Origin of the sequence: Desulforhopalus sp. (genome assembly GCA_030247675.1) — a bacterium.
Lineage (GTDB): Bacteria > Desulfobacterota > Desulfobulbia > Desulfobulbales > Desulfocapsaceae > Desulforhopalus_A.
In genome coordinates this window covers 315,089-340,169 of the sequence record JAOTRX010000006.1, presented here as the reverse complement: position 1 = coordinate 340,169, position 25,081 = coordinate 315,089, and the positions used below count along the sequence as shown (strand labels likewise).

Sequence of the window (25,081 nt, the reverse complement as noted above, 5' to 3'; positions counted from 1 at the left end):
CGCTTATCATCCTGTTGCTGCCGCTGCTTCAGTTCCTCAGCCTGCTGGCGCTGCCCATCTTCCTCCTGCTGGCGCTGTCTTTCCTGCTTTTGCCGGACCTGCTGGACTTCCTGCTGTTGCCGCTGCAGATCCTGTTCCTTACGACGCTGATTATCCTGATTCTGTCGCTGTTGTATCTCCCGATCATCCGGCTGCTGGGGTAATTTTACTGTCGAATCCTGCCGACGCTCTGGCGGCCTCACTGCCGAATCCTGCCGTCGCTGCACCTCCTCCTGCGGGAAATGCTGCCTTTCCTGCTTTTGCCGGATCTGCTGATCTTCCTGCTGTTGTCCCTGCAAATCCTGCTCCTGGCGTCGTTTATCATCCTGCCGCTGTGGCGGCTTTATCTCCTGATCCTTCGGCTGCTGGCCTTCTTCCCGACGCTGCCGCTGCAGTCTTTGTTCCTGTCGCAAGCGGATTTCTTCCGGTGGCCGAATCCGTTCCTCGGATGGAGTCACCTGTCCGGCTTCCTGTCGCCCCTTATCCCTCGGAGATCTGAGCCGAGGCTGGTCATCCCTCGGCCCGGCGATCTGGTCGCGCTGTAGCCCCTCTTCCCGCGGCTTTTTCCTCTGCAAGGCTTCGGGCCTCTGTGGGGGTTCCAGTGGAGACTGTATGGTTTCCTGCTGCGGCGTCCTGGTTCTTTTTTCCTGCGCGTCCCGGCCTACCTCCGGTGGTTGCAATACATCGCGTTTGCGGTTCATCTGCTCGACAGTCTCACCGCGAAAACCCGACGGCAACTTGCTCCTGCCTCTATCCTCCTGGACAACCGGTTCACGAGGCTGGTCGACTTTCTCCCGCTCAGGCGACCGTGGAGGCCGTCTTTTATCCCCGTCAAGCCGCCGCTCACGCTCCTGCGGCTTAATGTCCTTTTGCTGCAAGGCCAAGGTTTTGATGGGTTTGGCAATGTTCTCGGCAGGGACAAGCTTGGGAGTAAGCATCGGCCTTGGTACCTCGACCCTTGTTGGAGGCTCCGATCGCGGCCGGAAACGGCTCAAATCCCGCTCAATTCGCTGACGATTGATGGGCTCGATACCCCTGCTCGTTCGATGATTGTCGTGAATCCGGTTAATGACCGATGTGTGTGGTTTACGGGCCACCTCCACATCGTTATAGGTAAAACGGTGCCGGTTGATCTCGAAATTATTGATGACCGTGTTGTTGATGACCGTGACTGGTCGATAATTGTTTATGATGATGTCTCTATTGAGGTTTCGCTGGACAATCGGTGCGTAAGTGCTGCCTCTATAGAAATGGTCGCGATTGACCACGACGGCTTCATCGAGATAGCGATATCTGCCAATATTAATAGAAATGTTGATAATAGGACTGTGGGTGACGACAACAGTTCGACGGCCCCAGGGGCGATAGCCATAGTATGGCTCGCTCGGGGCAAGCGGCACCCAGCCGATAGAAGGCCCGCTGTGTATCCATCCCACCCGCCCCGGAAACCAGCCAAAACCGATAAAGAACCCGGGTACCACAACCGCAAACCGCGGTGCCGGGGGGGTCCAATACCAGACCCGAGATGATTCAATATATATCCAGGAACCATAATGGTGGGTTACATAGCCGAAAGGCTCGTCGGGAATCCAGCAGTTATCACCGTAGTAGACGGTCCACCGGCCGGCTGTGAACGGCCGCCACCCCACCTGAACCCGGGTGGGCCGCCACATATCGCGATACTCTCCCTCGTAATAGACACGTTCCCAATGGCCATGTTCTTCAAAAACATGGGACTCTTCGCGAATGGCTTCGGGTAAAAAGGCCGCCGAACGTTCGCTTTGCTGGAGGCGCCGCGCCCAGAGGTCGTCCCGCTCGTCATTCCAGTCGTCCCAATCGGCGTCGACGGTACCATTGCCGCGGGCGACCTCACCTTCGTTGGCAATAATCGACGATTCTCCCTCCCGCACCTCGTATCTGGCCGAGGAACCATCGTGGATGAAGTCGACGGTACCGTGAACGGCAATGACCTCCAGGGACTCATCGCCGACATAGAGGTCAAAGGCCGCGCCGCCGGGAGCGACGACGGAGCCGAAGGGCGTCGATACCTTGACCATGGCATCGTCACTTTTGTTGTACAAACGGGCGAGACCGGATGCGACATCGACGGTTGTTGTGTCGAAATTTAGTGCTATCAGCTGAAGCTGCGTGTTCTCTCCGATCCGCAGCCAGGTGCGATTCGGCATAATAAACTCGGCCTTAGTATCTTCACCTGAATACAGCGCATCTTCGAGGCCAAAAGGCGCGTCCTTGACCGTTACGACCCAGTCCTTTTCTTCCTCAATGTACCGCAGAAGCTTCCCTTCAACGTGCGCAATCCGGCCAACGAGAATTTCCTCCTCATTGTCAGTCGCAGCGACCGCAACACCGGCAAGTAACACCCCGCCGGCAACGAACAAAAACAAGAGGTTCAGGTAACGCATAACGTTCCCCATGGCCAATCTCCTTGGTTGATAGTTGTCCTCTTTGGCAGGGCAAAAACCTGTCATAAGTTTCGTTTCTGCAGGAAAACCTGCGCAACCTAGCTTTTATCTCCTATTTTTACTCCCCACAACTTAATATCCTTCATTGTTAGCCATTGTCAATTCCTGCCGTTGTAAAAGAGATTTTTCTCGCCGGTATCGGCTTCACCCTGCATTGAATCCTGCCAATGACTGTGATACATCATAACCAGACAATTTTACGCGAACTCAACAGCAACCACCAACCACCCATGACAGACCAACCGGCACTGACAATCAATTTCCCAATCATTACCAGCCTTTTCGCCGAGGCGGAGATGCAGGGTCGCCATTTTCTGTTTGAATACGAAACCTATCAGCTGCTTGCCGGTTCCGGGGCGGAGACACCGCCGCGCACCCAACTGTTGCCGAAGGGCAGCCGCTTGACCGATAAAGAACTCCTGGCCATGCCGGGGAACAAGGTGGTTTTAAAGATCGTCTCGCCGACCATCATCCACAAAACGGAAGTGGGTGGGGTCAAGGTGGTCGAGAAGATACCGGACAAGATCCGTTCCGCCTGGCGACGGATGCTCTACGAGGTCCCGGAAGCCTATGCCGCGGCCATCGAACGGCGCAGCATCCATGCCCCGGAGGGATACCTGGGTTTGACCGGCGAAGCGCTCCGCCAGGCCATTACCGACGATATCGTCGGCGTCCTGCTGGTCCAGTTCATGCCCCCCGATTCCGAGGCCTTCGGCAACGAGATGATTGTCGGCATCCGCAACACAAGGGAATTCGGGATGATCATCAGCGCCGGACTGGGCGGCACCGATACCGAGTTGTACGCCGAACGATTCCGCAAAGGCCAGGCCATCGTCGCCGCCTCCACCGCCATGACCGACGGACCGGCCTTTTTCAATATTTTCAAGAAGACCATCAGTTACCAAAAACTTGCCGGACTGACCCGCGGCCAGCGGCGCATCGTCACCGACGAGCAGCTGATCGAATGTTTCAGCTCCTTTATCGCCATGGCCAACTTCTATTCGGCGGCCAATCCCCAGGCGCCCTATGTCATTGAAGAACTGGAGATCAACCCCTTTGCCTTCACCGATTATCTGATGGTGCCGCTCGATGGCATGTGCCGCTTCTCGCCGCCCGGCAGGCGACCGGTCGCCAGACCCTACCAAAAGGTCAGTCGCCTCCTGCATCCGCGCACAATTGGTATCATCGGGGTCTCAACAACGCGGGTTAATTTCGGACGGACCATACTTGACAATATCCTCGCCAACGGCTTTCCCAGAGAGGATATCCGGATTATCAAGCCGGACCTCGACAGTTTTGCCGGGGTTCGCTGCGTCCCAAGCCTCGCCGCTCTTCAGGAAAAAATCGATCTCTTGGTCGTGGCAGTGGATGCCGGCCAGCTGCCGGAACTGGTGGACGAGATCCTGACCAAGGATGCTGCCGAGTCGGTAATGCTTATCCCCGGCGGCATGGGCGAGACCCACGATAGCGCCGGGCGGGCCCGGCAGGTCATGGCGAAAATCAGTGCCGCCCATCTGACCGGCGACGGCGGTCCGGTGTTTCTCGGGGCCAATTGCCTGGGGGTGATTTCCCATCCCGGCAGATACGACACCATGTTCATCCCCGAGGCCAAATTGCCGAAGCGACGCGGCTCCTACAAACGGGCCGCTGCCTTTGTCAGCCAAAGCGGGGCCTTCATGATAACCCGTCTCAGCAAACGCCCGGAACTTGACCCAGCGTACATGATATCGGTCGGCAACCAGAACGACCTGACCCTCGGCGATATCATCAAATACCTGAGCGACAATCAGGACCTTGCCATCATTGCCGTGTATGCGGAAGGATTCAAAGACCTGGATGGCCTGGAGTTCTGCCGCGCCGTACGAAAGGCAGTGCAGGCAGGCAAGGATGTCATATTTTATAAGGCCGGTTACACCCCCGAAGGCAAGAGCGCCACCTCCGGCCATACCGCCTCCCTGGCCGGAGATTACATGGTCTGCACATCCTGCGTGCGCCAGGCGGGTGGCATGGTGGCCGGCACCTTCACGCAGTTTGAGGATCTGCTGATGGTCGCCCAGCGTTTGCACGACAAGGAGATCAACGGCAATCGCCTGGCAGCGGTCAGCGGTGCCGGTTATGAAGCGGTGGGCATGGCCGACAATATCCTCTCCGAGGATTTTGCCATGCAGATGGCAGACCTTGCCCCCACCACCTGCGACAAACTGCGGACCCTGTTGCAGGCCAAGGGTCTGGATAAGCTGGTGGAGATCAAAAACCCCATGGACATCAATCCCGGAGCCGATGACGAAACCCATGTGGCCGCCGTCAAATATCTGGCGGAGGACCCGGATATCGACGCGGTGGTGGTTGGCCTTGATCCCCTGTCTCCGGCCATGCACACCCTCGCCGAAGACGAGGCGGAGCGCTACAGCATGGCCGACAAACAGAGCATCGCCCTGCAGATGCCGGCCCTTGCCGGCCAATTACGCAAGCCGGTAATCGGGGTGGTGGACGCCGGCCGTCTTTACGATCCCCTGGTTGATGAACTGATGGCCAAGGGCATGGCAGTTTTTCGTTCGTCGGACCGGGCGGTGCAAACCTTGGCCATGTACATTGAGGGGCGCCTGTATGCGGCGCAGTTGCGCAGGTCTCCCGGTTTCGTCCATAAGCAGGGAAACCTTCACATGGAGGGAGGACATGATCACCTTACAGCCCCTCAAGGTTTATAGTCGGGTCCTGAAGTTGCTCAAGCCGGTGCAAGGACTGGCGATCACCCTGACCCTTGCCAATCTCTGTCTGGCCGCAGTGCCGTTTATCGAACCGATACTTTTCGGCTGGACTATCGATCTGCTCACCCAGGCCGCCAGTCGTGGCGCCGCAGCAACCCTGAATGACGGCATCCGCATTTTCGGCCTGTGGCTGGTAGTCGGCATAAGCGGTATCGCTATCGGGGCACTGGTTTCCCTGCATGCCGACCGCCTGGCCCACCGGTTGCGGCTAGAGGTGATGGCGCAGTACTTCGCCCATGTTCTCCGCCTGCACCTGGCATATCACCGCGGCGCACATTCGGGCCGGCTGCTGAGCATCATGCTCTCCGGCGGCGACAATCTGTTCAATCTCTGGCTGTCGATGTTCCGCAGTCACCTCTCTACCCTGGTCGCCCTGCTGGTCCTCTTGCCCCTAACCATTTTCCTTAACTGGAAACTGGCAATGGTGCTCATTGTCCTGACCGCCGTTTCCGCGGCGGCTACCGCCTTTGTCACCCACCGCACCAATAACGCCCAGTGCGAGGTCCAATCGCAGCATACCAGGCTGGCTGAACAGGCGGGCGATGCCATCGGCAACGTCCTTCTGGTGCAGAGCTTTGTCCGCCAGGCGGCAGAACTGCGCCAGTTGCGGCTGGTCATCGATCAGGTCCTGAAGGCCCAGTTTCCAGTACTCAACTGGTGGGCGGTGGTGAGTGTCCTCAGCGGCGCGGCCTCAACGACGACCATCATAGCCATCTTTGCCATGGGGGCCTGGCTCAACTTGCACGGCGAGGCCAGCGTCGGCTCCATCGTCACCTTTATGGGCTTTGCCACCCACCTCATCGGCCGTCTCGATCAGGTGGTGTCTTTCGTAAACAACCTCTTTATGCAGGCGCCATCATTAGCGATGTTCTTCGATATCCTCGACACCCGGTCAACGGTACAGGACCTGCCGGGGGCGCTCCCGCTCACCCGGGTCGCCGGCCGGGTGGATTTCAACAATATCGTCTTTTCCTACGAATCCGGCCGAAAGGCCCTGGATGGCGTCAGTTTCACCATGGAACCGGGTCAGGTTGTAGGCCTTGTCGGTGAAACCGGCGCCGGCAAAAGTACGGCCATGGGCCTGCTGCTGCGGCAATACGATCCGGAGCAGGGCCAGGTGCTGATCGATGGCACCGACATCCGCCAGGTGACCCTCGATTCGCTACGCGCCAATATCGGCGTCGTCTTCCAGGAAAGCCTGTTGTTCTTTCGCACCATAGAGGAGAATTTAAAGGTTGGCCGACCGGATGCCACTGATGAAGAGATGGTCAACGCCGCCCGCCAGGCCCAGGCGCATGACTTCATCATGCGCCAGCCGCAGGGCTACCAGACACTCATCGGCGAGCGGGGATCAAAGCTCAGCGGCGGCGAACGCCAGCGATTGGCGATTGCCCGAGTTCTCCTTAAAAACCCGCCGATCCTTGTCCTTGATGAGGCAACCAGCGCCCTCGATTCGGCTACCGAGACCAAGGTTCAGAAGGCCTTTGAGACACTGATGGAGGGGCGGAGCACCTTGATCATCGCCCACCGTCTGGCGACCATCCGCAAGGCCGATCTCATCCTGGTCTTTCAACAGGGGCGGATTATCGAGCGCGGCACCTACGATGAGCTCGCAAGGGGAAGCGGCCTCTTTGCCCAGCTGGTCGCGGCGCAGGCAGACTCGTTGCAAAAAAAGCCATAAAGAAAGCCGGTAAACACAATCATTCAGAGAGAGAGGGGCCAGGGGAGCGATCGATCCGGCTGCCATCTTCCAGACGCAGCCAAGTTGTGAAGTCCGGGCGGTCCTCGTGCAGGCGGATGATCCGGGCGCCGCGCAGAAAACCATCACTGCCGTAGCTGTTGTAACCGGTGGCTCGGCCGTAACAAAGGCTGATTCCGTGGAGACTGCCCTGGTAATCGTTGGTATGGTCGTGGCCGGCGAAGACTCCCCGGACATTACCGGCAAGATGCATGGCGGCAAAGAGGCCGGTGTTGAGGCGCGGACAGCAGACATCCTCGTTTTTTTCACCCAGACAGACAGCCTCCCGCCAGACATCGTTGTATTCGGGCAGGGGGATATGGAGAAACACCAGGACCGGCGGCGAAAATGCAGTCCCGGCAGAGGATTTCAGATGGTGTACAACCTGGCTGAACCAGCGGATCTGATCACCGCGGACCCAACCGTATCCGCCGACAGCGGTTTCGGCGTAGCTGTTGGAATCCAGGCAGCAGAGCAACGCCGCAGCCGTCCGGTCTTTGGCCGAATGGATGCGAAGGAAAAAGTTGCCGAGCCCGGAGACCCGGGAAGGGCCGGGACGCGTCAAACAGCCGGGAATTTCCTGCTGCAGGGCCAGCAACTGCCGGCGCGACGCCCCGCATTCGTCGTCGTGGTTGCCAAATACGGCGCACCAGGGCAGGTCGCGGGCGAGTACAGGTGCGGTAGCCGCACGCCAGGCCGACTGCGGCAGATTTTCACCCTGCTGCCCGCCGATGACATCGCCGGTGAAGATGACCAGGTCCGGGCGCTCCGCATCGAGTACCTGCGACATGAGAGTGGAGGTGCGGCTATCCACTCCCTCGCCGTTACCGAAGTGGGTGTCGGTAAACTGGACGATGGTGAAGGTTCCGTCAGCTCGATACCGCAATGACCGTTTCATTGACTCCTCTGCCGGCCCCAGGTATTACGGCAAAATTTCCATTGACCGCTCTCCCCTTTAACCGCTGATGATCATGCCCAATAGGACCAAAACCGCCAAATCGCCTCATTTCTGCGGTTCACCACCCTTCAATTCACTGCCAAGTTGCTCCAGACGCTTGATACCTTCCTGCAGCTGTGGCTCGTTAATGAATTCAAACACCTTCTGCGAATAATCATTCAATTGCCAGAGGGCGTATGAATTTACGCCTTTCAATCGTACCTTTGCCGGAAGTGGCGCCACCCCGCCGGCACCAGCCTTTACTCGGACGACAGGCGTACTGTTCCTGTCAGCGCCGGGATCGATGACAAAAAGGGCGTGATCGGTCAGTTGTTCTCGTACCTCTTTTTTCAAAAAAATCGACAAGGCAACTCCATCACCGGCGATTTGCAGTTGTTGGACCTTGCCGATCTCAACACCAGCCATCCAAACACCGGTTCCCGGACTCAGCCCATTGGCGTCGGCAAAGACGACGGTGATGGAATTTTCCTGTTGGTAAAGCTGCCATAAACCATAGCTCCCTCCGCCAAGCACCAGCGCCACGAGCAATGCGATCATTAATTTTTTCATCTCAATCCCTATAGTTCCAGTTCATATTGATAAGACTTTTACCTTATTCATTCGTTTAAAACTATCCGCAACGTACCTTCCCGCACCTGGATGGATGCAACTCCATCAGCAAAGCTCCTCCAGAATCCCGGTTCTGAGCCGAAGACCTTAACCATGTCGATATTTTTCAGGCCTGCCATCCAGGCATTGGGGAGAGGTACTCCCATGACCGAAACGCCACGCAGGATGAATACCGGCAGGCCTTGACGATAGGCGATTTCGACTCCGGCCCGTACCTTCAGGGTCTGGCCACCAATAAAGGGAAAATCCGGGTCCAGCGGAATGAGCATCTTGAGACTGACCAAATCCTCGGAAAGGTCAATGGCCATCTTGCTCGCCAAGTCGGTGTTCTTAGCAACCAGCGCATTGATTTCTCGTTCTGACAGTCTGATTTCCCGGGACGCGCCCTCTTCCGAATAGACCTCGGGTTGCGGTTCGCCGGCTGACGAAGGGGGGTTGGCCCTTTTGGGAAGGCTGGAGGAGGGATGGTTTGGGTTTGCAAATCGTCCAAACTGTGCCAACTTCACCTCAAGCTGGCTTTCTTCAACCGGGCTGAGGACAACCGGTGTAAACGGCGTGGGGAAGAACCAGATCTTAACGATAAACAGGGTCGCTACCATTGTCACCAGCATGGACAGGAGGACGATGCCGGTGATTTGAAGTCCTGAAAGACCGGAAGATCGCTGCTGCTGTTCCACGATAGTGCTCCCTGAATTTTAGAATTTTCATCTTCTCTTCTCTATAGAAAAAAACTCCCGGCCTGTCAAATTGCAAACCTGATCGTATTTTGAACATGGGGATCGGCAGCCAAAGGAAACAAAAAAAGCGCCTGTCTCAATCCACCGATGACGGCTTATTGTGGGATAGAGACCTCATGCAGGGTCGCACAGTATCAAAACCACTTCAAGCCGGCATGAGCCTCAGCAAGGGACACTCAACTGGCAAGCGGCAATGACGAGGAAGCTCAGCGAGATGGTGAACCGGTTGTTATCATTCATTTCGGAAATATTCCGATCCTGTGCGTTGACAGTCCTTTATTAATATTAGAGAATAGCTGTAAACAACACCTCATAACCCACCACTAAACTGGAGAACTTTGATGAAAAGCTGGAAACTGCGGACACAGCTCGGTCTTGGCTTTGCTGTGGTATTGCTTCTGACCTGTATCGTCGGCGGATCCGGTCTGCTCTCTTTGACGAATGTCGTTCGTACCGTGTCCCTGTCAAGGCAGATCAGTGCCGGCCAAGAGCAATTTGCCGGAGTGCGTGAGCAATATTACATCTATCTGCTCAACAGCCACAATACCGGCCGCGATGCCCAGGCCCTTGCCCGCGACAAGGTGTTCTCCGCCCTTGAGGTACTTATCCGCGATGCCGATGCCCATTTGCAGAGCAATATTTCCCAGACAACCAAGGACGCCCTCGCTCAGCTCAAACTGCAGTACGAATCCTACCGGCAGGCCTTTACTCTGCAGAACGAGGATGAAACGAAAAAGGCCTCTCTCATTGCCCCGACGCTGCAGCTTTTTGAAGGATACGAGGATCTCATCAAAACCGGGTCCTTCAAGTACGAAGATATGGTCCTCAACTACAAGCTGTATTCCTCGAATATCCGGTCCTATTTCGAGCGGGCCAGCGAAACCAGTAAAAAGGCCACCCTTGCCTCAGGCAAGAAGTTCGAGGAAAGTATCCAGGAGTGGTACAAAATCATTGAAAACAGTACAAGCCTGAAGGAGGTTCATGGGAAAATCCTTGAACGGTTTCAAAAAGTCCAACCGCAGACGCTGGAATATTTCCGGCTTGTGGAAAATCAGCTGGAACGTGGAAAGCAGATGCAGACCATTGATGCTCAGGCCAATGCCATTTCCCTGAAATTGATGGAAGAAAGTGCCCAACAGGTCGAAAAGGTCAATGGCGTGTCCCGAACCTTCATCTCCATTGCCCTCTTTGTCGCAATTGCCATGGGGCTGTTCTTTGCCTGGCTGACCACCCATTCGATTACCGGTCCGATCCACGATGTAACCGCCGGCCTGCGGGATGTCGCCGAGGGTGAAGGCGACCTCACCAAGAGGTTGAATATCACCTACAAAAATGAAGTGGGTGAACTCGCGTCCTGGTTCAATGTCTTTATCGACAAAATGGACCTTGTCATTAAAGAGATCGCCGCCAATGGCGGAAAACTAGGTAATTCAGCGCATCAACTGCTGACAATTTCGACGGCGATGTCGGAAGGGGCCGAAAATGTTTCGGCCCGATCGGCAACAGTTGCCGACGCCGCCAACCGCATGAGTACCAGCATGGCCACAGTTGCCGGGGCAAGTTCCGAGGCATCGGAAAACATCAATTTGGTTGCCGCCGCAGCCGATGAGATGACTGCCTCGGTCTCAGAAATCGCCAGCAACTCTGAAACTGCCCGAAATATCACTGAAATGGCAGTGACAAAAACGACCAGCGCCTCGGAACGGGTCAATCATCTCGGTAACGCGGCAACGGCGATCAGCAAGGTAACTGAGATTATCACCGAGATATCGGCACAAACCAATCTCCTCGCCCTGAATGCCACCATAGAAGCGGCAAGAGCTGGTGAGGCCGGCAAAGGGTTTGCAGTTGTCGCCAACGAAATAAAGGCGCTGGCCAGTCAAACAACTCAAGCGACCCAAGACATTAAGAGCAAAATCGGTGACATTCAAAATTCTACGCAACTGACGATCAAAGAAATAGCCGAGATAGCCGAGGTCATCCATAAAGTGAACAGCACCGTCGCCCTGATTTTCACCGCCGTTCAAGAGCAATCGGCCACCGCCAAGGAAATAGCCGCCAATATCAGCCAGGCCTCCGCCGGCATTCAGGGCGTCAATGAAAATGTTGGGCAAAGCTCCATGACGGCAACCGATATCGCCCATGAAATCAATCAGGTAAGTGAGGATGCCGCGCAGATGCTGGGGAGTTGCTCACATGTTAAAGACAGCTCCGATTCCCTGAATGCCCTTGCCGAAGGGCTGAACCGGATTGTCGGACGCTTCAAATATTGATCGCAATCACAGTGGTATTGGCCTTGGCAAAAAACATCCAGGGCCGTGCCGCTATCTCCTCAGACAACAGCCCTCTTTCCTCCTTGATGACACCGACATTGCCCCCACCCGCCGGAAAATTCTATCACTGAAGCAAGCGGGGTCTAGTGACTAGCGCCACATAGACAAAAAACCAAACCCTTCCAAAAAATCCCGTCGACAGGCGCCCTGGATACGGAAAATCTACTAATTCTTTTGATAACGATTGCTATTTCCTTGTTTTTTCTCTGCAGATCGTTGTATTTTGCAGAGGAGTTTGACTTTCTGCAATTAGGGCCTGCATATCATTCACCGGCGCGAGCCGTATTACCGGGTCCCTATAGATAAAAACGGGAACAGTTTATGGAGCAGACGCGACGGCATCAAGAAGGAGAAGTGGATGTCCCTTTGCGTACCCACATACAGAGCCACCAGACTATCCTTGTTGATGTTCTGAAAACAGCTCTCGAACAATTGCCCATAAAAACAAAAATCGGCCGCATTCTCGACTATCTCCTGGCTGCCGACCACCTCGGCCTTGGTCCCAAGATCGCCCTGTTCGTTGTTGAACGGGATCTGCAATCGCTGAACCTGGTGATCTCCCGAGGATTTCCTCACCCGGAGGGCATGCCCTGCAACACCAAACGATTCGGATTTTGTCACTGCGGTCTGACCATAAAATCGGCAACCACCCGCTTTTTCAGCTCATTGCCTCCCTTAGCGAAGGGCGCAAAATCCACCGATCCCTTTAACGGCAACTATTGTATCCCCGTCCTTCGTGACGGCACACTCCTTGGTGTCTTTACCGCCTACGCCACCCCGCACCACCAACAATCACCGCAAACCACCGAGCTTCTTGAGGCAATAGCCAGCATCATGGCGATTATCATCGAGAGTCAACAGATGAACCAGCAGCTTATCCAGCTGGTAATTGACCTGCGTGGCTCCATTACTAATCTGCGGGAGGAAAAACGATTCTCCGAATCGATTATCCAGGGCCTGAACCACGGGCTGATCGTTGCCGACCTTGATGGCAAGATCAGGACCAGCAACGCCGCCGCCCAAGCAATTTTCCGGCCATACACCGAATCACTGCAAGGCCAGTACCTCTCTGACTTCCTTGGAGAAAGCACCGCCGACCAGCTCCTCTCCACCGCCTCCACCGAACCAGGTCAGCTCGATAAGGAATTGGTCATTGTCACTCCCGCCCGGGAAAAGAAGATCATCGGTTTTTCCAATGTCGTCAGAGAAGATTCCCGGGGCAACAAGGTCGGCATAATCATTTCCCTTTCCGATATTTCCGAGTTGAAGTACGTACGCAAGGAAATGGAAAAGATGAACCGGTTGTCGACGGTTGCGGAAATTGCCTCGGCGGTGGCCCATGAGGTGCGCAATCCCCTCGCCGGCATCAAGATCATGGCCCAGTCCATCGAAGAAGAGTCAAAAGACAGCAGCGAACAGCTGGAGTGCGCGCAACGGATCATCCGCCAGGTCGACCGGCTGAACGAACTGCTCGGCGACTTCTTTTCCTATGCACGCCCCGCCGAACCGAACAAGCGGCCGACCTCGCTTTCCTCGATCATCACCGAGACCATGCCGCTCATCAATAACCGGCTGACCAAAAATAATATTACCTTCTCCGAGGATGTCAGCTCGGGGCTGCCGGCGATCATCGCCGACCCGCACCAGGTCCAGCAGGTCTTTCTCAACCTGTTCCTCAACGCCATCGATGCCACTTCCGGCAATGGCCATATCGAGATTTCCGCCACCCTGCTCAGTGCCAGCTCGCTCAAATACTACAAAAAGAGGTATCCGGCCCTTCTCAGCGGCCAGCATTACGTCATCGTCCACTTCACCGACAACGGCACGGGCATGCCGGCCCACGTAGCCGAGCAGGTGTTCGAGCCATTTTTCACCACCAAGACCTCCGGCGCCGGCCTCGGCCTGGCTATCGTCTACCGCACCCTGAAGGAAAACGACGCCGATATTATCCTCGAAAGCAAGGAAGGCAAGGGCACCACCTTTACCATCTTTTTCCGGGCGGACGTGTAGCCGATGGGCGCGGTGCTCATTGTCGATGACCAGGAAGACCTGCGCTTTTCCCTGGCAAAGATTGTCGAAAAACAGGGCCACCGGGTAACCACCGCCGCCAATGGCGCCGACGCCCTGGATATGCTCCGTTCGGCGATTGTCGATCTGGTGTTTCTCGACATCGGCCTGCCCGACGGCAGCGGTATCGACCTTATCGGCACGATCAAGGAGATTGGCGATGATATCGATATCGTCATGCTCACCGGCCTCAACGATGCCAAAACCGCCGTCCAGTCCCTGCGGGCCGGCGCCATCGATTATATCGTCAAGCCCTTTGATATCATCGAATTCAAGGCAATACTGGGGAGAATCCTCCACGCCCGGCTGATGCGCAGAACGGCCAGCCTCCTCCACCAGGCTGTCGGTGTCACCTCCATCATCGGCAACAGTCCGCCAATGACCCGGGTGAAGGAGGCCATCCGCATGGCCGCCCAGGTCGAGGCAGCCGTCCTCATTACCGGCGAAACCGGCACAGGCAAGGAGCTGGTGGCCCGGGCCATCCACGAAAGCCGTACCGGCCAGAACGGGGTCTTTGTCAAGGTTGACTGCGGCACCCTCTCGTCGAACCTGATGGAATCGGAACTCTTCGGCTATGACAAGGGGGCTTTTACCGATGCCCGTAGCGACAAGAAGGGTCTGGTCGAGGTCGCCAGCGGCGGCACCCTGTTTCTCGATGAAATAGGCAATCTGCCCATCGATCTCCAACCAAAGCTGCTCCGGCTCATTGAGGAATCAACCTTCCGGCGGGTCGGTGGACGGAAGGATATCCAGGTGAAGATCCGCATCATTGCCGCCACCAATGCCGACATTGAGGAGCAGATAGACCGGGGAGGCTTTCGCGAGGACCTCTATTACCGGCTGAACGTCTTGCCCATTTCTCTGCCGCCGCTCCGCAATCGCGGCGAGGATGTCCTCCTTCTCGCCGACTTTTTTCTCCATCAGCTGCAACGGGAGCTGAAAAAGAATATTCAGGGCTTCACCCCCGAGGCTCGCGGCAAACTCCTCCGCCACGACTGGCAGGGCAACATCAGAGAGCTGCGTAATCTCATTGAGCGGGAGGTCATCTTCACCCAGAACGGCTGGCTGACCATGTCTGGACTCAATCCTGATACCCCCTCCGGCTGCGGCAAGAAAGAATCCTTGATCAGCCTCAAGGAGATGGAACAGCAGTATATCAAGAAGGTACTCAATGCCGTCAACAACAACAAATCGAAGGCGGCTAAGATTCTCGGTATTTCCCGGACCACTCTGCGCGATAACCTGTAGTTCCATTTCTACCTGAAGATGGGGCCTAAGCTGCAGGCTGAGCCGGCAGCACCGCGACGGTACATGTGAGAACGATGAGGAGCCGCATGGCGCAGCAGGTGCAGGTACCGGCTGATGCAGCGGCGAAGTGATTGGCCAGATCCTGACCAACTGGCCAGAATCTGGCCAATCTCGCCCATCCCACCCTCCCCCATGCCTTGATATTTCCAAATATATTCAGCATATTAATTAACATTGAACAGATGGAACTCCTTTTGCAATATGCCCGGTGTCCGGACGAAAACTGTCCGGAGATACAAGAACGCAAACGACTCCAGAGGATCGACTACCTGTGAAAAACAGGACACAAAAAACCCGGTGAGATTATGAAAAGAGTTCTGGTTGTTGACGACGAAGAGGATATGCTGTGGATGCTCCAGAGAAATCTCAACAAAGGCATGAACAACGTTGAGATACTCGCGGCAAAGTCCGCAGAAGAGGCCCTGGTGGTACTGAAAGACACGGCAGTCAATCTGGTCATCACCGACATCAACATGCCAGGAATGAACGGTCTCGACCTGTTGATAGAGATTAACAACCGCTTCCCCGGAACCGGTGTTATTATCATGACGGCCTATCCGTCGAGCGCCTACGAGAACAAGGCGATGATGAGCGGCAGCCTGCGCTACATTGAGAAGCCCTTCGATATCAAGGTGGTCAGAACTATCGTTGAAGACCTTCTCGGGGCCAATGAGGGCTTCCAGGGAACTGTTGACGGCGTCGACCTGATAGACATTGTCCAGTTTAACGGGCTCTCCAGGGCAACAGCGGCCCTGAAGGTGACAACCGGTAATCTGGAAGGAATGATTTTTTTCAAGGACGGAGAGGTGGTGCATGCCATGTGCGGCAAAGAGAGCGGCGAAGATGCCTTCTTCACCATCCTTGGCTTCAACGGCGGCTCCCTGCAGAACATCAGGGGGGTCCAGCCGCCCGTGGTGAGCATCAAGAAGAGCATTGAGGCACTGCTCTTTGAAACGGCAGTAAAAAACGACGAAAAAGCCGCTACTCTGGAAGATCTTTCGGTTGAAGAAGATGACTTGTCTTCTCTAGAGAGCATTGTCGACATACCCGAACCGCAAGAAAGCACTCCGGCCACCCCGGACTCACCTGCCGAAGAAGAGGAACTACCGCTAGAAGAGATTCCGGAAGAGGAGCCTACGGAAAACCTATCAACCAGCCAACAATCAACGTTTACAGAGGAGTTTGAGATGACCGCAATTCAGAAAATATTAGCCGAGTTCACCAGTATAGAGGGGGTCCATACCGCCTGCGTAGTAGGCCGCGATGGCTTTCTCCTGGACAGTCTCGCCCGCACCGGAATCGATGCGGAAATGATCGGAGCAATTGCCTCTTCAGGCTTTGGCTCGGCAGAGTCGATGGGGACCCAACTCGGTCAGGGCGACCTCCGCATGACCATGTTCGAATTTAGTAACGGGCCGGTAATGTTCGCCCCGGTAGGCGAAGACGCCTTTCTGGTAATCGTTGCCGATCAGGAAACCAATCTCGGCTGGATCCGCATGAGCATCAAGAAAAATGCCAGCAAAATAAAGGAAGCTGCATCCCTTTAAGAAGCCCTGGAGTCCCCTGCCGGCGGGTCATGTCCGGCACCATGCAAGGCCCCGGCTACTGATAGTTCTTCAGGAAATACACCGCAAATCTGCTGAATTGTGTCTCGTATTTTTTGATCAGCAGCCGTGCCTTGCCTAGCCATTCCTCCTTGGAGGTCATGACAAAGATGAAGAATGGCTGGTCATCAACATGCCTGATAATAAAATGATACTGGCGGGTAGTGATCAGGATATCCTCGAGTTCTTCATCATCGGCCAACAGCTTGAGCGCCTTGGCATTTGATTTTACTATAGAGGCCAGATAGGCAGCGGCGGAAGCAGTATCAATATCCTCCCGCCGCCGGACCTCTGCAATGGACATTCCATCCTCAACTGTAACCACCGCTGCCGCTAAAATTCCCGGCAACTCTTTCGACATCTGGCTTAAAAGATTCTGAAGTTGTTTGATCATTGGTTTTTCCGTATGAACGTGGACTTTTCAAATCACCCGCTGCAAATACCCGTTGAAATCACTATACCATTTGACTACCTTCAAATGAAATGAATTCTTCGTGACTGTGCAGGCGGGAAATCTCTCCGCTTCCACCGTCGCCAAAATCATTTCAACAATGGTCGCCGCAAACGGCCTTTTATAAAAGCCTTCTGGAAAGAGGAGAAATGATGCGGGCGGTAGTGCAACGGGTCAGCCGGGCTGGGGTCGAAATAAACGGTGCGGCCACTGCCGCCATTGGCCGGGGTCTGGTGGTTCTTCTCGGCATCCGCAGCGGCGACACCGCCGATGACCTCCTCTGGCTAGTCGATAAAATCATGCATCTGCGGATTTTTGCCGATGCGGCAGGAAAAATGAATATCTCCCTTGCGGACAACCGCGGCGAAATGCTTATCGTCTCGCAGTTCACGCTCTACGGCGATTGCAGCAAGGGTAGACGACCGGGATTTTCCATGGCCGCCCCTCCGGAGATCGCCGAACCTCTCTACAATCAATTTGTTAGAGAGGTGCGACAGCGGGGGATAGGCGTGGCCACCGGCACCTTCGCCGCCGATATGGCGGTGAGCCTGGTGAATGACGGCCCGGTCACCCTTCTCCTCGATTCGGAGAAAACCTTTGTTACCGCGAGGGCATAAGTTTTGTATGAGCAAACAAGTTGCTCAATTCAGCTATAACATTACAAATATCACCTCCTACAAGGACGCACAATGACTTTCAGCCAAGGTTCCACCTATGCCGGCTTTTTCCTCAAGACCCATACCTTCCTCAAAGAAATCAACTCGGACGTCTACCTCTTTGAGCATGAGCTTCTGAAATGCCCGCTCCTGGCAATCAAAAACAGCGACACCAACAAGACCTTCACCGTCGCCTTCAACACCGTCCCCACCGACTCCACCGGGGTGGCGCATATCCTTGAGCACTCGGTACTCATGGGCTCAAAAAAATATCCGGTCAAGGACGTCTTCGGCGAGATCAACAAGGGCGGGCTGACCACCTTTCTCAATGCCATGACCGGCGCCGACATCACCTACTACCCTTTTGCCACCCGCAACCTGAAAGAATATTTCAACATCATGGATGTCTATTGCGATGTGGTCTTCAATCCGCTGCTGGCTAAAAGCACCTTCGAGCAGGAAGGCTGGCACTATCACCAGGAAGGCCCGGAAAGCCCGCTCGAATTTCAGGGAGTCGTCTACAACGAGATGAAGGGGGCCTTCTCCGACCCCATCCGCCATATCTTCCATAATATCTTTGGCGGCCTCATGCCCGGATCAACCTACGCCCACGAATCCGGCGGCGATCCAAAAAACATCCCCGACCTGACCTTCGAGCAGTTCTGCCAATTCCACAAGGACCACTATCACCCGAGCAACGGCTTCTTCCTCCTCTATGGCGATGCCCCTTTGCTGGACGAATTGCATTTTCTCCAGGACCGGTTTTTATCCGCTTATGCGGCGGGCAAAAAGGCCATGATCACCCAGGGCGACTCGCCGACGGAACCGGTGTACATAAGCGAAAGCTACGCCGTCGACAGCGGCGAAACCGAGGCCAAGACCTTTCTTGCCGTCGGCACCAACGTGGCGACAATCGCCATGCGGCAGGAGAATACCGCCTTTCAGATCATCGCCAACATCCTCTTCAACTCCGACGGCTCACCCCTGAAAAATGCCATTGTCTCCAGCGGTCTGTGCAAGGATTTCGGTGGCTTCTTCATGGCCAATTCATCGAGCAAAACCCTGATGATCACCTATCTTGTCGGCAGTGAGGCAGGGCACCGCGATACCTTCCTCAGTCTCTACAAAACCACCCTGGAGAAAATGGTGGAGGAAGGGCTTGATCACGATCTGGTGCTGGCGGAACTGAACAAGTTCGAATTCAGTCTGCGGGAAGATGCCAGCAAGGCCCAGCGGGGCCTCGACCTCCTCAGCAAGGCGATGCTCGGCCTCCGCTACGGCACTGACCCCATCGAAAACCTGACCAGCGAAGAACTGATAGCCACCCTGCGTCGCAAGGCCTTGAACGAGGGCTACTTTGAAGAGCTGATCAAACACTATCTCCTCGACAATCAGGCGACGGTCGTTGTTACCCTGAGCCCCGACCCGGAAAAGCAAAAGCGCTCCCAGACCGAGGAACAGGCACGTCTCGCCGCCCACGATGCCACCCTGTCCGAGGCGGAGAGAAGCGCCCGGATCAACAGAACGCGGGAGCTACTTGAAGAACAGCTCGAACCGAACAGCCTGGCAACACTTTCCCTTCTGCCGCAACTCTCACTCAGCGACCTGGGAACCGGGGTCGATTTTCCAAAAGCCATGCCGACGGAGATGTTCGGCCAGCAGGTGCTGGTCAGCGAACTGGCCACCAACCACATCACCTACCTCGATGTCGGTTTTGATTTTTCCTGCCTGCCGCCGCAGCTCCTGCCGCTTCTTGACCTCTTTGGCACTATCGCTACCGAGATCGGCACCAAGCGCCTCAGCTACCAACAGTTCGCCAAAGAAATCGCCACCTGCACCGGTGCCTTTTCCCACACCCTGACCACTTATACCAACCGCCGGCAACCCGGTTCGACCAGGCCGGTCTTCTGGCTGCATCTGAAATGTCTGCCGGATTACCTGGATCAGGCATTGAACCTCCTCGCCGAGGTCTTCGCCTCGGTATCCTTTGCCGACCGGGCTCGGATACGCGAGATCGTCGGCCGGGAGTTCGCCTGGGCCGAGCATTCCGCCCACAGCGAGGGCTATAACCTTCCCTCCACCCGGGTCTTCGCCCATCTGAGCACTGCCGGCCTGTACAACGAACTGGTCAGTGGCGTCACCGCTTACCTGGCATTAAAGGACCTGGCCGTCAACTACGAGGCGAAGGAGGAGACCTTTCTCGCCGCCCTGCAGCAGATCGCCGGCCTGCTCTTTAACCGCAACAACCTCATTCTGGCGACAACCGCCGACGGCCGAGAGCTCAGGCCCCTCATGCAGCTGGGCAGGTGCATCACCGATGCCCTCCCAGCCACACCGCTGGCCAGCTATACCCTACCCGCCCCGCAGCTGGCGACGCATGAGGCCTTTATTACCTCCGCCGAGGTGGTCTTTGCCGTCCAGGGCGGCAATCTCCTGAAAAACTCCGAGGGCTATAACGGCCACTTCGAGGTGCTGAAGACCTATTTATCCCGGGATTATCTGTGGAATACCGTGCGGCAGATGGGCGGGGCCTATGGCTGCTTTATCCAGTTCGGCCAACTGACCGGCAATCTCGCCTATGTCAGCTACCGTGACCCCCAGGTAAAGAAAACCTACGACGCCTACAACGCGGTCCCAGCGGTTGTCGCCGGGCTCGATCTGCCGGATAAGGTCCTCGAACAATTGATCATCGGCACCTACGGCAACTTTGACCCGCTGCAGAGCGCCGCCGCCAAAGGGGCCACCGCCAGAAACGATTATCTGAACGGTATCGATCCCGAGTTCAAACAACAGCGGTTGACCGAAATCACCGCCACGACCCTTGCCGATCTGCGCAGTTTTGCCCCGGCCTTTGCCGCCATGACGGCAGGCAGCCACCGCGCCATCATCGGCAACAGGAGCAAAATCGAGGCTGCCGGATCGCTGTTCGACAGTATTGTTGAGTTGTAGTTTCCACTGCAAAGGTATAATTTGGTTTGAACAGACCAACTGCTCAACTCAGCTAATACCACAAAGGCATAAGCTTCGTTTGTGCAGCAAGCTGCTCAACTCAGCTAAATCCCTTAAGCATTTTAACCCCCGATAACCGGGATTATTTACACTGCCCCTCCGTGGGGCTTAGGTCTTCTCAACGAAAAATTCTTCGCAGAGACTCACAACAACTTTCCAAGGAGAACAGTATGATCTACTCTTCTGAAATCATGGAAATGTGCCGGGTGGCGCAGGGAGCCAATCACGGTCCCGCCCCCATCCCCCAGGAAGGCGCATGGACAAAAGTCAAAGAAGTCAAGGATGTTTGCGGCCTTACCCATGGCGTGGGCTGGTGTGCCCCCCAGCAGGGTGCCTGCAAACTGACCCTCAACGTCAAGAATGGTATCATCGAGGAGGCCTTGGTTGAGACCATCGGTTGCACCGGCATGACCCACTCGGCGGCCATGGCCTCGGAGATCCTCCCCGGCAAGACCATTCTTGAGGCGCTCAATACCGATCTGGTCTGCGACGCCATCAACGTGGCGATGCGTGAGCTGTTTCTGCAGATCGTCTACGGCCGCAGCCAATCGGCCTTCTCCGAGGGAGGATTGCCCATCGGCGCCGGCCTTGAGGATCTCGGCAAAGGCCTGCGTTCGGTTATCGGCACCATGTACGGCACCGTCGCCAAGGGTCCCCGCTACCTGGAGATGGCCGAGGGCTATGTCTCGGAGATCGCTCTTGATGCAAATGACGAAATCATCGGCTACAAATTCGTCAGTCTCGGCAAGATGATGGCAGCCATCAAAAAGGGCGTCGACGCCAACCAGGCTTTAAAAGACGCTTCCGGAACCTACGGTCGTTTTGCCGAGGCCGCCAAAATCATCGATCCACGCAAGGAATAGGGGGAACAACCATGGCACTGTTTGAAAGTTACGACAGGCGGATAGGTCAGATTATTCCGGTCCTGGAAAAATATGGCATGAAGTCCCTGGAAGAGGCCGAAGGGGTCTGCAAGGACTACGGCGTCGACGTTGCCGCCATTGTCCGCGGCATCCAGCCGATCTGTTTCGAAAATGCGGTCTGGGCCTATACCCTCGGGGCGGCCATCGCCATCAAAAAGGGACAGAAAAGGGCGGCGGAGATCGCCGCAACGCTGGGTGAAGGGCTGCAGGCCTTCTGCATCCCCGGCTCGGTTGCCGACGACCGCAAGGTCGGCATCGGCCACGGTAACCTCGCCGCCATGCTGCTCAGTGAAGAAACCTCCTGCTTCGCCTTCCTCGCCGGCCATGAGTCCTTCGCCGCCGCTGAAGGGGCGATCGGCATCGCCAGGTCGGCCAACCGGGTGCGCCAAAACCCGCTGCGGGTCATTCTCAATGGCCTTGGCAAGGACGCCGCCAAGATCATTTCCAGAATCAACGGCTTTACCTATGTCGAGACAAAATTCGACTACGCCGCCGGCAAACTGAATGTCGTTGCCGAGACCCCCTATTCGCAAGGGGAGCGGGGCAAGGTGCGCTGCTTCGGCGCCGACGACGTCCGCGAAGGCGTGGCCATTAACCATATGGAAGGGGTCGACGTGTCGATCACCGGCAACTCGACCAATCCCACCCGTTTCCAGCATCCGGTTGCCGGCACCTACAAGAAGGAATGCGTCCAGCAGGGCAAAAAGTATTTCTCGGTGGCCTCGGGCGGCGGTACCGGCCGAACCCTGCACCCGGATAATATGGGCGCCGGTCCCGCCTCCTACGGCATGACCGATACCATGGGCCGGATGCACTCCGACGCCCAGTTTGCCGGCTCCTCTTCAGTTCCGGCACATGTCGAGATGATGGGCCTCATCGGCATGGGCAACAACCCGATGGTCGGTGCCTCGGTGTCAGTCGCTGTGGCCCTGGAACAGGCAGGAAATACTAACAAATAACTTCAAGATAGTACAAGCTGCTGGTGCGCCCTGCGCACCAGCAGCTCATGGGCGGACTTTTAAGGTTCGCTCATCGAAACGGCGGAGCATATTGCAAGCCACCTTTATTCCACAGATTATTCAAGCCTCTGTCGATCTTCAAGAGCGACTTGGAACCAAGGTTGCGCTCATAAACCTCACCATAATTACCAACCTGGCGGACAATCTGGAAGGCCCAGTCATCTTTCAGGCCAAGGGTTTTCCCCGCGGCACCCTCAAGGCCGAGCAGCCTCCGCACCTCAAGTTTATTGCTTGATTTCAGTTCTTCGGCCTTTTGTGAGGTGATGCCAAGCTCTTCGGCATTGATCATGGCATACAGCGACCACCTGACGATAGCCAGCCAGACATCGTCGCCCTGCCGCACCACCGTTCCCAGAGGTTCCTTGCCTATAACCTCAGGGAGGACCACGGCATTCGCAGGGTCGGCCAGCCCCAGTCGCAGACCGTATAAAGCGGACTGCGGCAGGGACAGGACATCACAGTCGTCTTTTTCAAAGCCCTTAACCGCCATCTCTATGGTTTCATAGCGGACGACGGCATATTCGACACGATTTTTCTCTAAAAAATCAACGAGGTTTTGTTCAAACGGGGCATTGTTGACAGGCCCGCAAATCTTCACCTTTTTCAGGTCGGCGGCACGTTTGGCCTCAAGTTTTTTCGGTACCATCAAACCCTGTCCGTCATAGTAGACGACACCTGCGAAATGGACGGCCAGCCCTGAATCCCTGGCAAAGGTCCAGGTTGAGTGGCGGGAGAGGATGTCCACCTCACCGGTCATCAAGGCGGTGAACTCCCCTCCCTCGGCAAGAGGCAGGTATTCGACCTTGGCCGGATTGCCAAGAACGGCCACCGCCACCGCCCGGCAGATATCAACATCCATGCCGCTCCATTTGCCCCCGGCGTCGACGCTGGCAAAGCCAGGTGTGCCGGTGGAAACTCCACAACGGAGAGTGCCGCGCTTTACCACCTCTTCTTTGGTATAGGCCTGGGCCAATCCGGCAAAGAGCGTCGCCGCAAGAAGCCAAATAATGAACCAATTTACTTTTTGCATAAGCTTTTAATGGGTGAGAGGTACGGTTGAAGAAAATATACGATCTTGCTCAACGGAGCATACCATATTGTCCAAGCGGCGGTTGGTAAATTACAGCCTGCCGGCTCATAATAAAAATCTTTAGGGAACTCCTTCAACATTATTTTAAAAACGATGCATAGTATAGCCGAAAGGTGGCAGCAGTGTATAGGGCCGATCCAAAGGTCCTGCGGCCGACGGTACTGGTACCGTTTCCAATCGAGGACAAGAAAGGATATGCAGATCATTTTTCGAATGGTACCATTCTCGATAACGAGGCATTATGTGAAGCAATGGAAAAGTCTTGGTCTGTCACATTCAAAAATTACCTGGAGAGAAAATGAGCCAAAATGTCCCTGAGAAGCAATTTGCGCGAAAGTTTGCCCATCATGTGAAATTCAAGCAATGCGACACCTATGAGGAACTGAAGGCCAAAGTCCGGGACGGTGTATTGTTCCCGGCAATCCGGGAAAACACCCTCGATTTTTACTGCAGTGGACAGCGGGCGGTCAGGCGGACAAGAGATACCTACAAAAGCAATGATTGGTTTGTCAACCGCGGCAAGAGAAGGCCTGGAGCCAAATCAAAAGATATCTCATTTCCAACCTTTCCTTTTAAAAATGAATACGGCGAGATTGTCCATTTAAACGCTATCCTCGATATGTGTCGCGCTAGGGCGCAAGACGGAAGTCTCGAAAGCTATCAGCTTTCCAAGGTATATACGTATTTCTCCTTTGCTTCCATCCACGCGGTGAACAATGCGCCAATCCTTCTTGATGTTGAGGCCAGGTTTGCCTCCCTTGGTGAAGCTGCAAAGACAAACAAAGACGCCAGTATGATCGATCTGGTCTTTTTGCTTCCCGAGAAACGGGAGCTTCTTTTTGTTGAAGGAAAGCGCCGTTTCGACCCGAGAATTCGTAAATCAGCTGGCAAAAAACCCGAGGTCGTCGATCAGGTGCTTCGCTATAAAGAGCAATTGGAAGCACGGAAGAATCAAATTATCCAGGAATATACCCTGGCGGCTGAGGTCATGGATGATCTGTTTGGCTTCACCTTTATAACCCCGAAGAGCGTGCTTCCGGAAGTGCCGATTCTGGTCGTTGACGACAAGGCTACCCCCGCGGAAGGGAGTACAAGGCAGCAGCCTTCAAAGGACACCTGGCTTGAGCCTGAGTTGGCGGCATCAACGGACACACCGTGCAAAATCTGGCATAAAGACGGGGTGTGGCTGATGGATGCCAGAGGGGTTTTTATGCCTCAGGATTTTGCGGGAGCTGCGCGCCATTTTGCGCAAGGGTTGAATGCACTGGCTGAAAAAATCCGCCGCTGAC

Annotated in this window: 18 protein-coding genes; 11 read left to right on the top strand and 7 right to left on the bottom strand. The window is 55.5% G+C overall.

Features of this window, described 5'->3' with window-relative positions:
* Positions 1–2,474 (bottom strand): FecR domain-containing protein (locus OEL83_14775; protein ID MDK9708305.1); only part of this gene is annotated, 2,474 nt, incomplete at its 3' end.
* Between the two features lie 278 nt (positions 2,475–2,752).
* Between OEL83_14775 and OEL83_14770 the strand changes: the two genes are divergently transcribed.
* Positions 2,753–5,230 (top strand): acetate--CoA ligase family protein, encoded by a 2,478-nt coding sequence (locus tag OEL83_14770; protein MDK9708304.1) that lies wholly within the window; start codon positions 2,753–2,755, stop codon positions 5,228–5,230.
* Positions 5,199–6,971, top strand: coding sequence for a glucan ABC transporter ATP-binding protein/ permease (locus OEL83_14765; GenBank protein ID MDK9708303.1), 1,773 nt, complete (start codon positions 5,199–5,201; stop codon positions 6,969–6,971). The genes OEL83_14770 and OEL83_14765 overlap by 32 nt, the downstream gene beginning before the upstream one ends.
* Positions 6,972–6,990: 19 nt before the next feature.
* Here the strand turns inward: OEL83_14765 and OEL83_14760 are convergent, their stop codons facing one another.
* From OEL83_14760 to OEL83_14750, 3 genes are all read right to left on the bottom strand, one after another.
* On the bottom strand, positions 6,991–7,926 hold the full coding sequence (locus OEL83_14760; protein MDK9708302.1) for a metallophosphoesterase family protein: 936 nt from the start codon (positions 7,924–7,926) through the stop codon (positions 6,991–6,993).
* 105 nt (positions 7,927–8,031) lie between these two features.
* Positions 8,032–8,523, bottom strand: coding sequence for an MCE family protein (locus tag OEL83_14755; GenBank protein MDK9708301.1), 492 nt, complete (start codon positions 8,521–8,523; stop codon positions 8,032–8,034).
* A gap of 59 nt (positions 8,524–8,582) precedes the next feature.
* Complete coding sequence (locus OEL83_14750) at positions 8,583–9,272, bottom strand: arginine N-succinyltransferase (GenBank protein MDK9708300.1); 690 nt, start codon at positions 9,270–9,272, stop codon at positions 8,583–8,585.
* Positions 9,273–9,673: 401 nt separating this feature from the next.
* Here OEL83_14750 and OEL83_14745 point away from each other — a divergent pair, with 401 nt between their 5' ends.
* The 3 genes from OEL83_14745 (at position 9,674) to OEL83_14735 (ending at position 14,980) form a co-directional block, all read left to right on the top strand.
* On the top strand, positions 9,674–11,605 hold the full coding sequence (locus tag OEL83_14745) for a methyl-accepting chemotaxis protein (GenBank protein MDK9708299.1): 1,932 nt from the start codon (positions 9,674–9,676) through the stop codon (positions 11,603–11,605).
* Positions 11,606–11,986: 381 nt separating this feature from the next.
* Positions 11,987–13,675, top strand: coding sequence for an ATP-binding protein (locus OEL83_14740; GenBank protein ID MDK9708298.1), 1,689 nt, complete (start codon positions 11,987–11,989; stop codon positions 13,673–13,675).
* A 3-nt stretch (positions 13,676–13,678) separates the two neighbouring features.
* Entirely contained in the window at positions 13,679–14,980 is a 1,302-nt protein-coding gene (locus tag OEL83_14735) for a sigma-54 dependent transcriptional regulator (GenBank protein ID MDK9708297.1), read from the top strand.
* A 25-nt stretch (positions 14,981–15,005) separates the two neighbouring features.
* On the opposite strand, the gene OEL83_14730 is transcribed toward OEL83_14735, so the two are convergent.
* Positions 15,006–15,203, bottom strand: coding sequence for a hypothetical protein (locus OEL83_14730; protein ID MDK9708296.1), 198 nt, complete (start codon positions 15,201–15,203; stop codon positions 15,006–15,008).
* A gap of 142 nt (positions 15,204–15,345) precedes the next feature.
* Here OEL83_14730 and OEL83_14725 point away from each other — a divergent pair, with 142 nt between their 5' ends.
* Complete coding sequence (locus OEL83_14725; GenBank protein MDK9708295.1) at positions 15,346–16,587, top strand: response regulator; 1,242 nt, start codon at positions 15,346–15,348, stop codon at positions 16,585–16,587.
* Between the two features lie 55 nt (positions 16,588–16,642).
* Here OEL83_14725 and OEL83_14720 read toward each other — a convergent pair whose 3' ends face one another.
* Complete coding sequence (locus OEL83_14720) at positions 16,643–17,038, bottom strand: hypothetical protein (protein MDK9708294.1); 396 nt, start codon at positions 17,036–17,038, stop codon at positions 16,643–16,645.
* A gap of 209 nt (positions 17,039–17,247) precedes the next feature.
* On the opposite strand from OEL83_14720, the gene dtd reads away from it, so the two are divergent.
* From dtd to OEL83_14700, 4 genes are all read left to right on the top strand, one after another.
* Complete coding sequence (gene dtd, locus OEL83_14715; GenBank protein MDK9708293.1) at positions 17,248–17,712, top strand: D-aminoacyl-tRNA deacylase; 465 nt, start codon at positions 17,248–17,250, stop codon at positions 17,710–17,712.
* Between the two features lie 72 nt (positions 17,713–17,784).
* Positions 17,785–20,700: an insulinase family protein gene (locus tag OEL83_14710; GenBank protein ID MDK9708292.1), complete on the top strand. Its 2,916-nt coding sequence runs from the start codon at positions 17,785–17,787 to the stop codon at positions 20,698–20,700.
* Between the two features lie 230 nt (positions 20,701–20,930).
* Entirely contained in the window at positions 20,931–21,623 is a 693-nt protein-coding gene (locus OEL83_14705; protein ID MDK9708291.1) for a hypothetical protein, read from the top strand.
* Between the two features lie 11 nt (positions 21,624–21,634).
* Positions 21,635–22,642 (top strand): GGGtGRT protein, encoded by a 1,008-nt coding sequence (locus OEL83_14700; protein ID MDK9708290.1) that lies wholly within the window; start codon positions 21,635–21,637, stop codon positions 22,640–22,642.
* A gap of 70 nt (positions 22,643–22,712) precedes the next feature.
* Here the strand turns inward: OEL83_14700 and OEL83_14695 are convergent, their stop codons facing one another.
* Positions 22,713–23,732, bottom strand: a complete 1,020-nt coding sequence (locus tag OEL83_14695; protein MDK9708289.1) for an amino acid ABC transporter substrate-binding protein — start codon at positions 23,730–23,732, stop codon at positions 22,713–22,715.
* A gap of 358 nt (positions 23,733–24,090) precedes the next feature.
* On the opposite strand from OEL83_14695, the gene OEL83_14690 reads away from it, so the two are divergent.
* Complete coding sequence (locus OEL83_14690) at positions 24,091–25,080, top strand: hypothetical protein (GenBank protein MDK9708288.1); 990 nt, start codon at positions 24,091–24,093, stop codon at positions 25,078–25,080.
* Position 25,081: the final 1 nt, after the last annotated feature.

Excerpts from the sequence above, each read along its gene's own strand:
- OEL83_14770 (MDK9708304.1), top strand. The coding sequence starts at position 2,753 with ATGACAGACCAACCGGCACTGACAATCAATTTCCCAATCATTACCAGC.
- OEL83_14765 (MDK9708303.1), top strand. The coding sequence starts at position 5,199 with ATGATCACCTTACAGCCCCTCAAGGTTTATAGTCGGGTCCTGAAGTTG.
- OEL83_14760 (MDK9708302.1), bottom strand. The coding sequence starts at position 7,926 with ATGAAACGGTCATTGCGGTATCGAGCTGACGGAACCTTCACCATCGTC.
- OEL83_14755 (MDK9708301.1), bottom strand. The coding sequence starts at position 8,523 with ATGATCGCATTGCTCGTGGCGCTGGTGCTTGGCGGAGGGAGCTATGGT.
- OEL83_14745 (MDK9708299.1), top strand. The coding sequence starts at position 9,674 with ATGAAAAGCTGGAAACTGCGGACACAGCTCGGTCTTGGCTTTGCTGTG.
- OEL83_14740 (MDK9708298.1), top strand. The coding sequence starts at position 11,987 with ATGGAGCAGACGCGACGGCATCAAGAAGGAGAAGTGGATGTCCCTTTG.
- OEL83_14735 (MDK9708297.1), top strand. The coding sequence starts at position 13,679 with ATGGGCGCGGTGCTCATTGTCGATGACCAGGAAGACCTGCGCTTTTCC.
- OEL83_14730 (MDK9708296.1), bottom strand. The coding sequence starts at position 15,203 with ATGCTGAATATATTTGGAAATATCAAGGCATGGGGGAGGGTGGGATGG.
- OEL83_14725 (MDK9708295.1), top strand. The coding sequence starts at position 15,346 with ATGAAAAGAGTTCTGGTTGTTGACGACGAAGAGGATATGCTGTGGATG.
- OEL83_14720 (MDK9708294.1), bottom strand. The coding sequence starts at position 17,038 with ATGATCAAACAACTTCAGAATCTTTTAAGCCAGATGTCGAAAGAGTTG.
- dtd (MDK9708293.1), top strand. The coding sequence starts at position 17,248 with ATGCGGGCGGTAGTGCAACGGGTCAGCCGGGCTGGGGTCGAAATAAAC.
- OEL83_14710 (MDK9708292.1), top strand. The coding sequence starts at position 17,785 with ATGACTTTCAGCCAAGGTTCCACCTATGCCGGCTTTTTCCTCAAGACC.
- OEL83_14705 (MDK9708291.1), top strand. The coding sequence starts at position 20,931 with ATGATCTACTCTTCTGAAATCATGGAAATGTGCCGGGTGGCGCAGGGA.
- OEL83_14700 (MDK9708290.1), top strand. The coding sequence starts at position 21,635 with ATGGCACTGTTTGAAAGTTACGACAGGCGGATAGGTCAGATTATTCCG.
- OEL83_14695 (MDK9708289.1), bottom strand. The coding sequence starts at position 23,732 with ATGCAAAAAGTAAATTGGTTCATTATTTGGCTTCTTGCGGCGACGCTC.
- OEL83_14690 (MDK9708288.1), top strand. The coding sequence starts at position 24,091 with ATGAGCCAAAATGTCCCTGAGAAGCAATTTGCGCGAAAGTTTGCCCAT.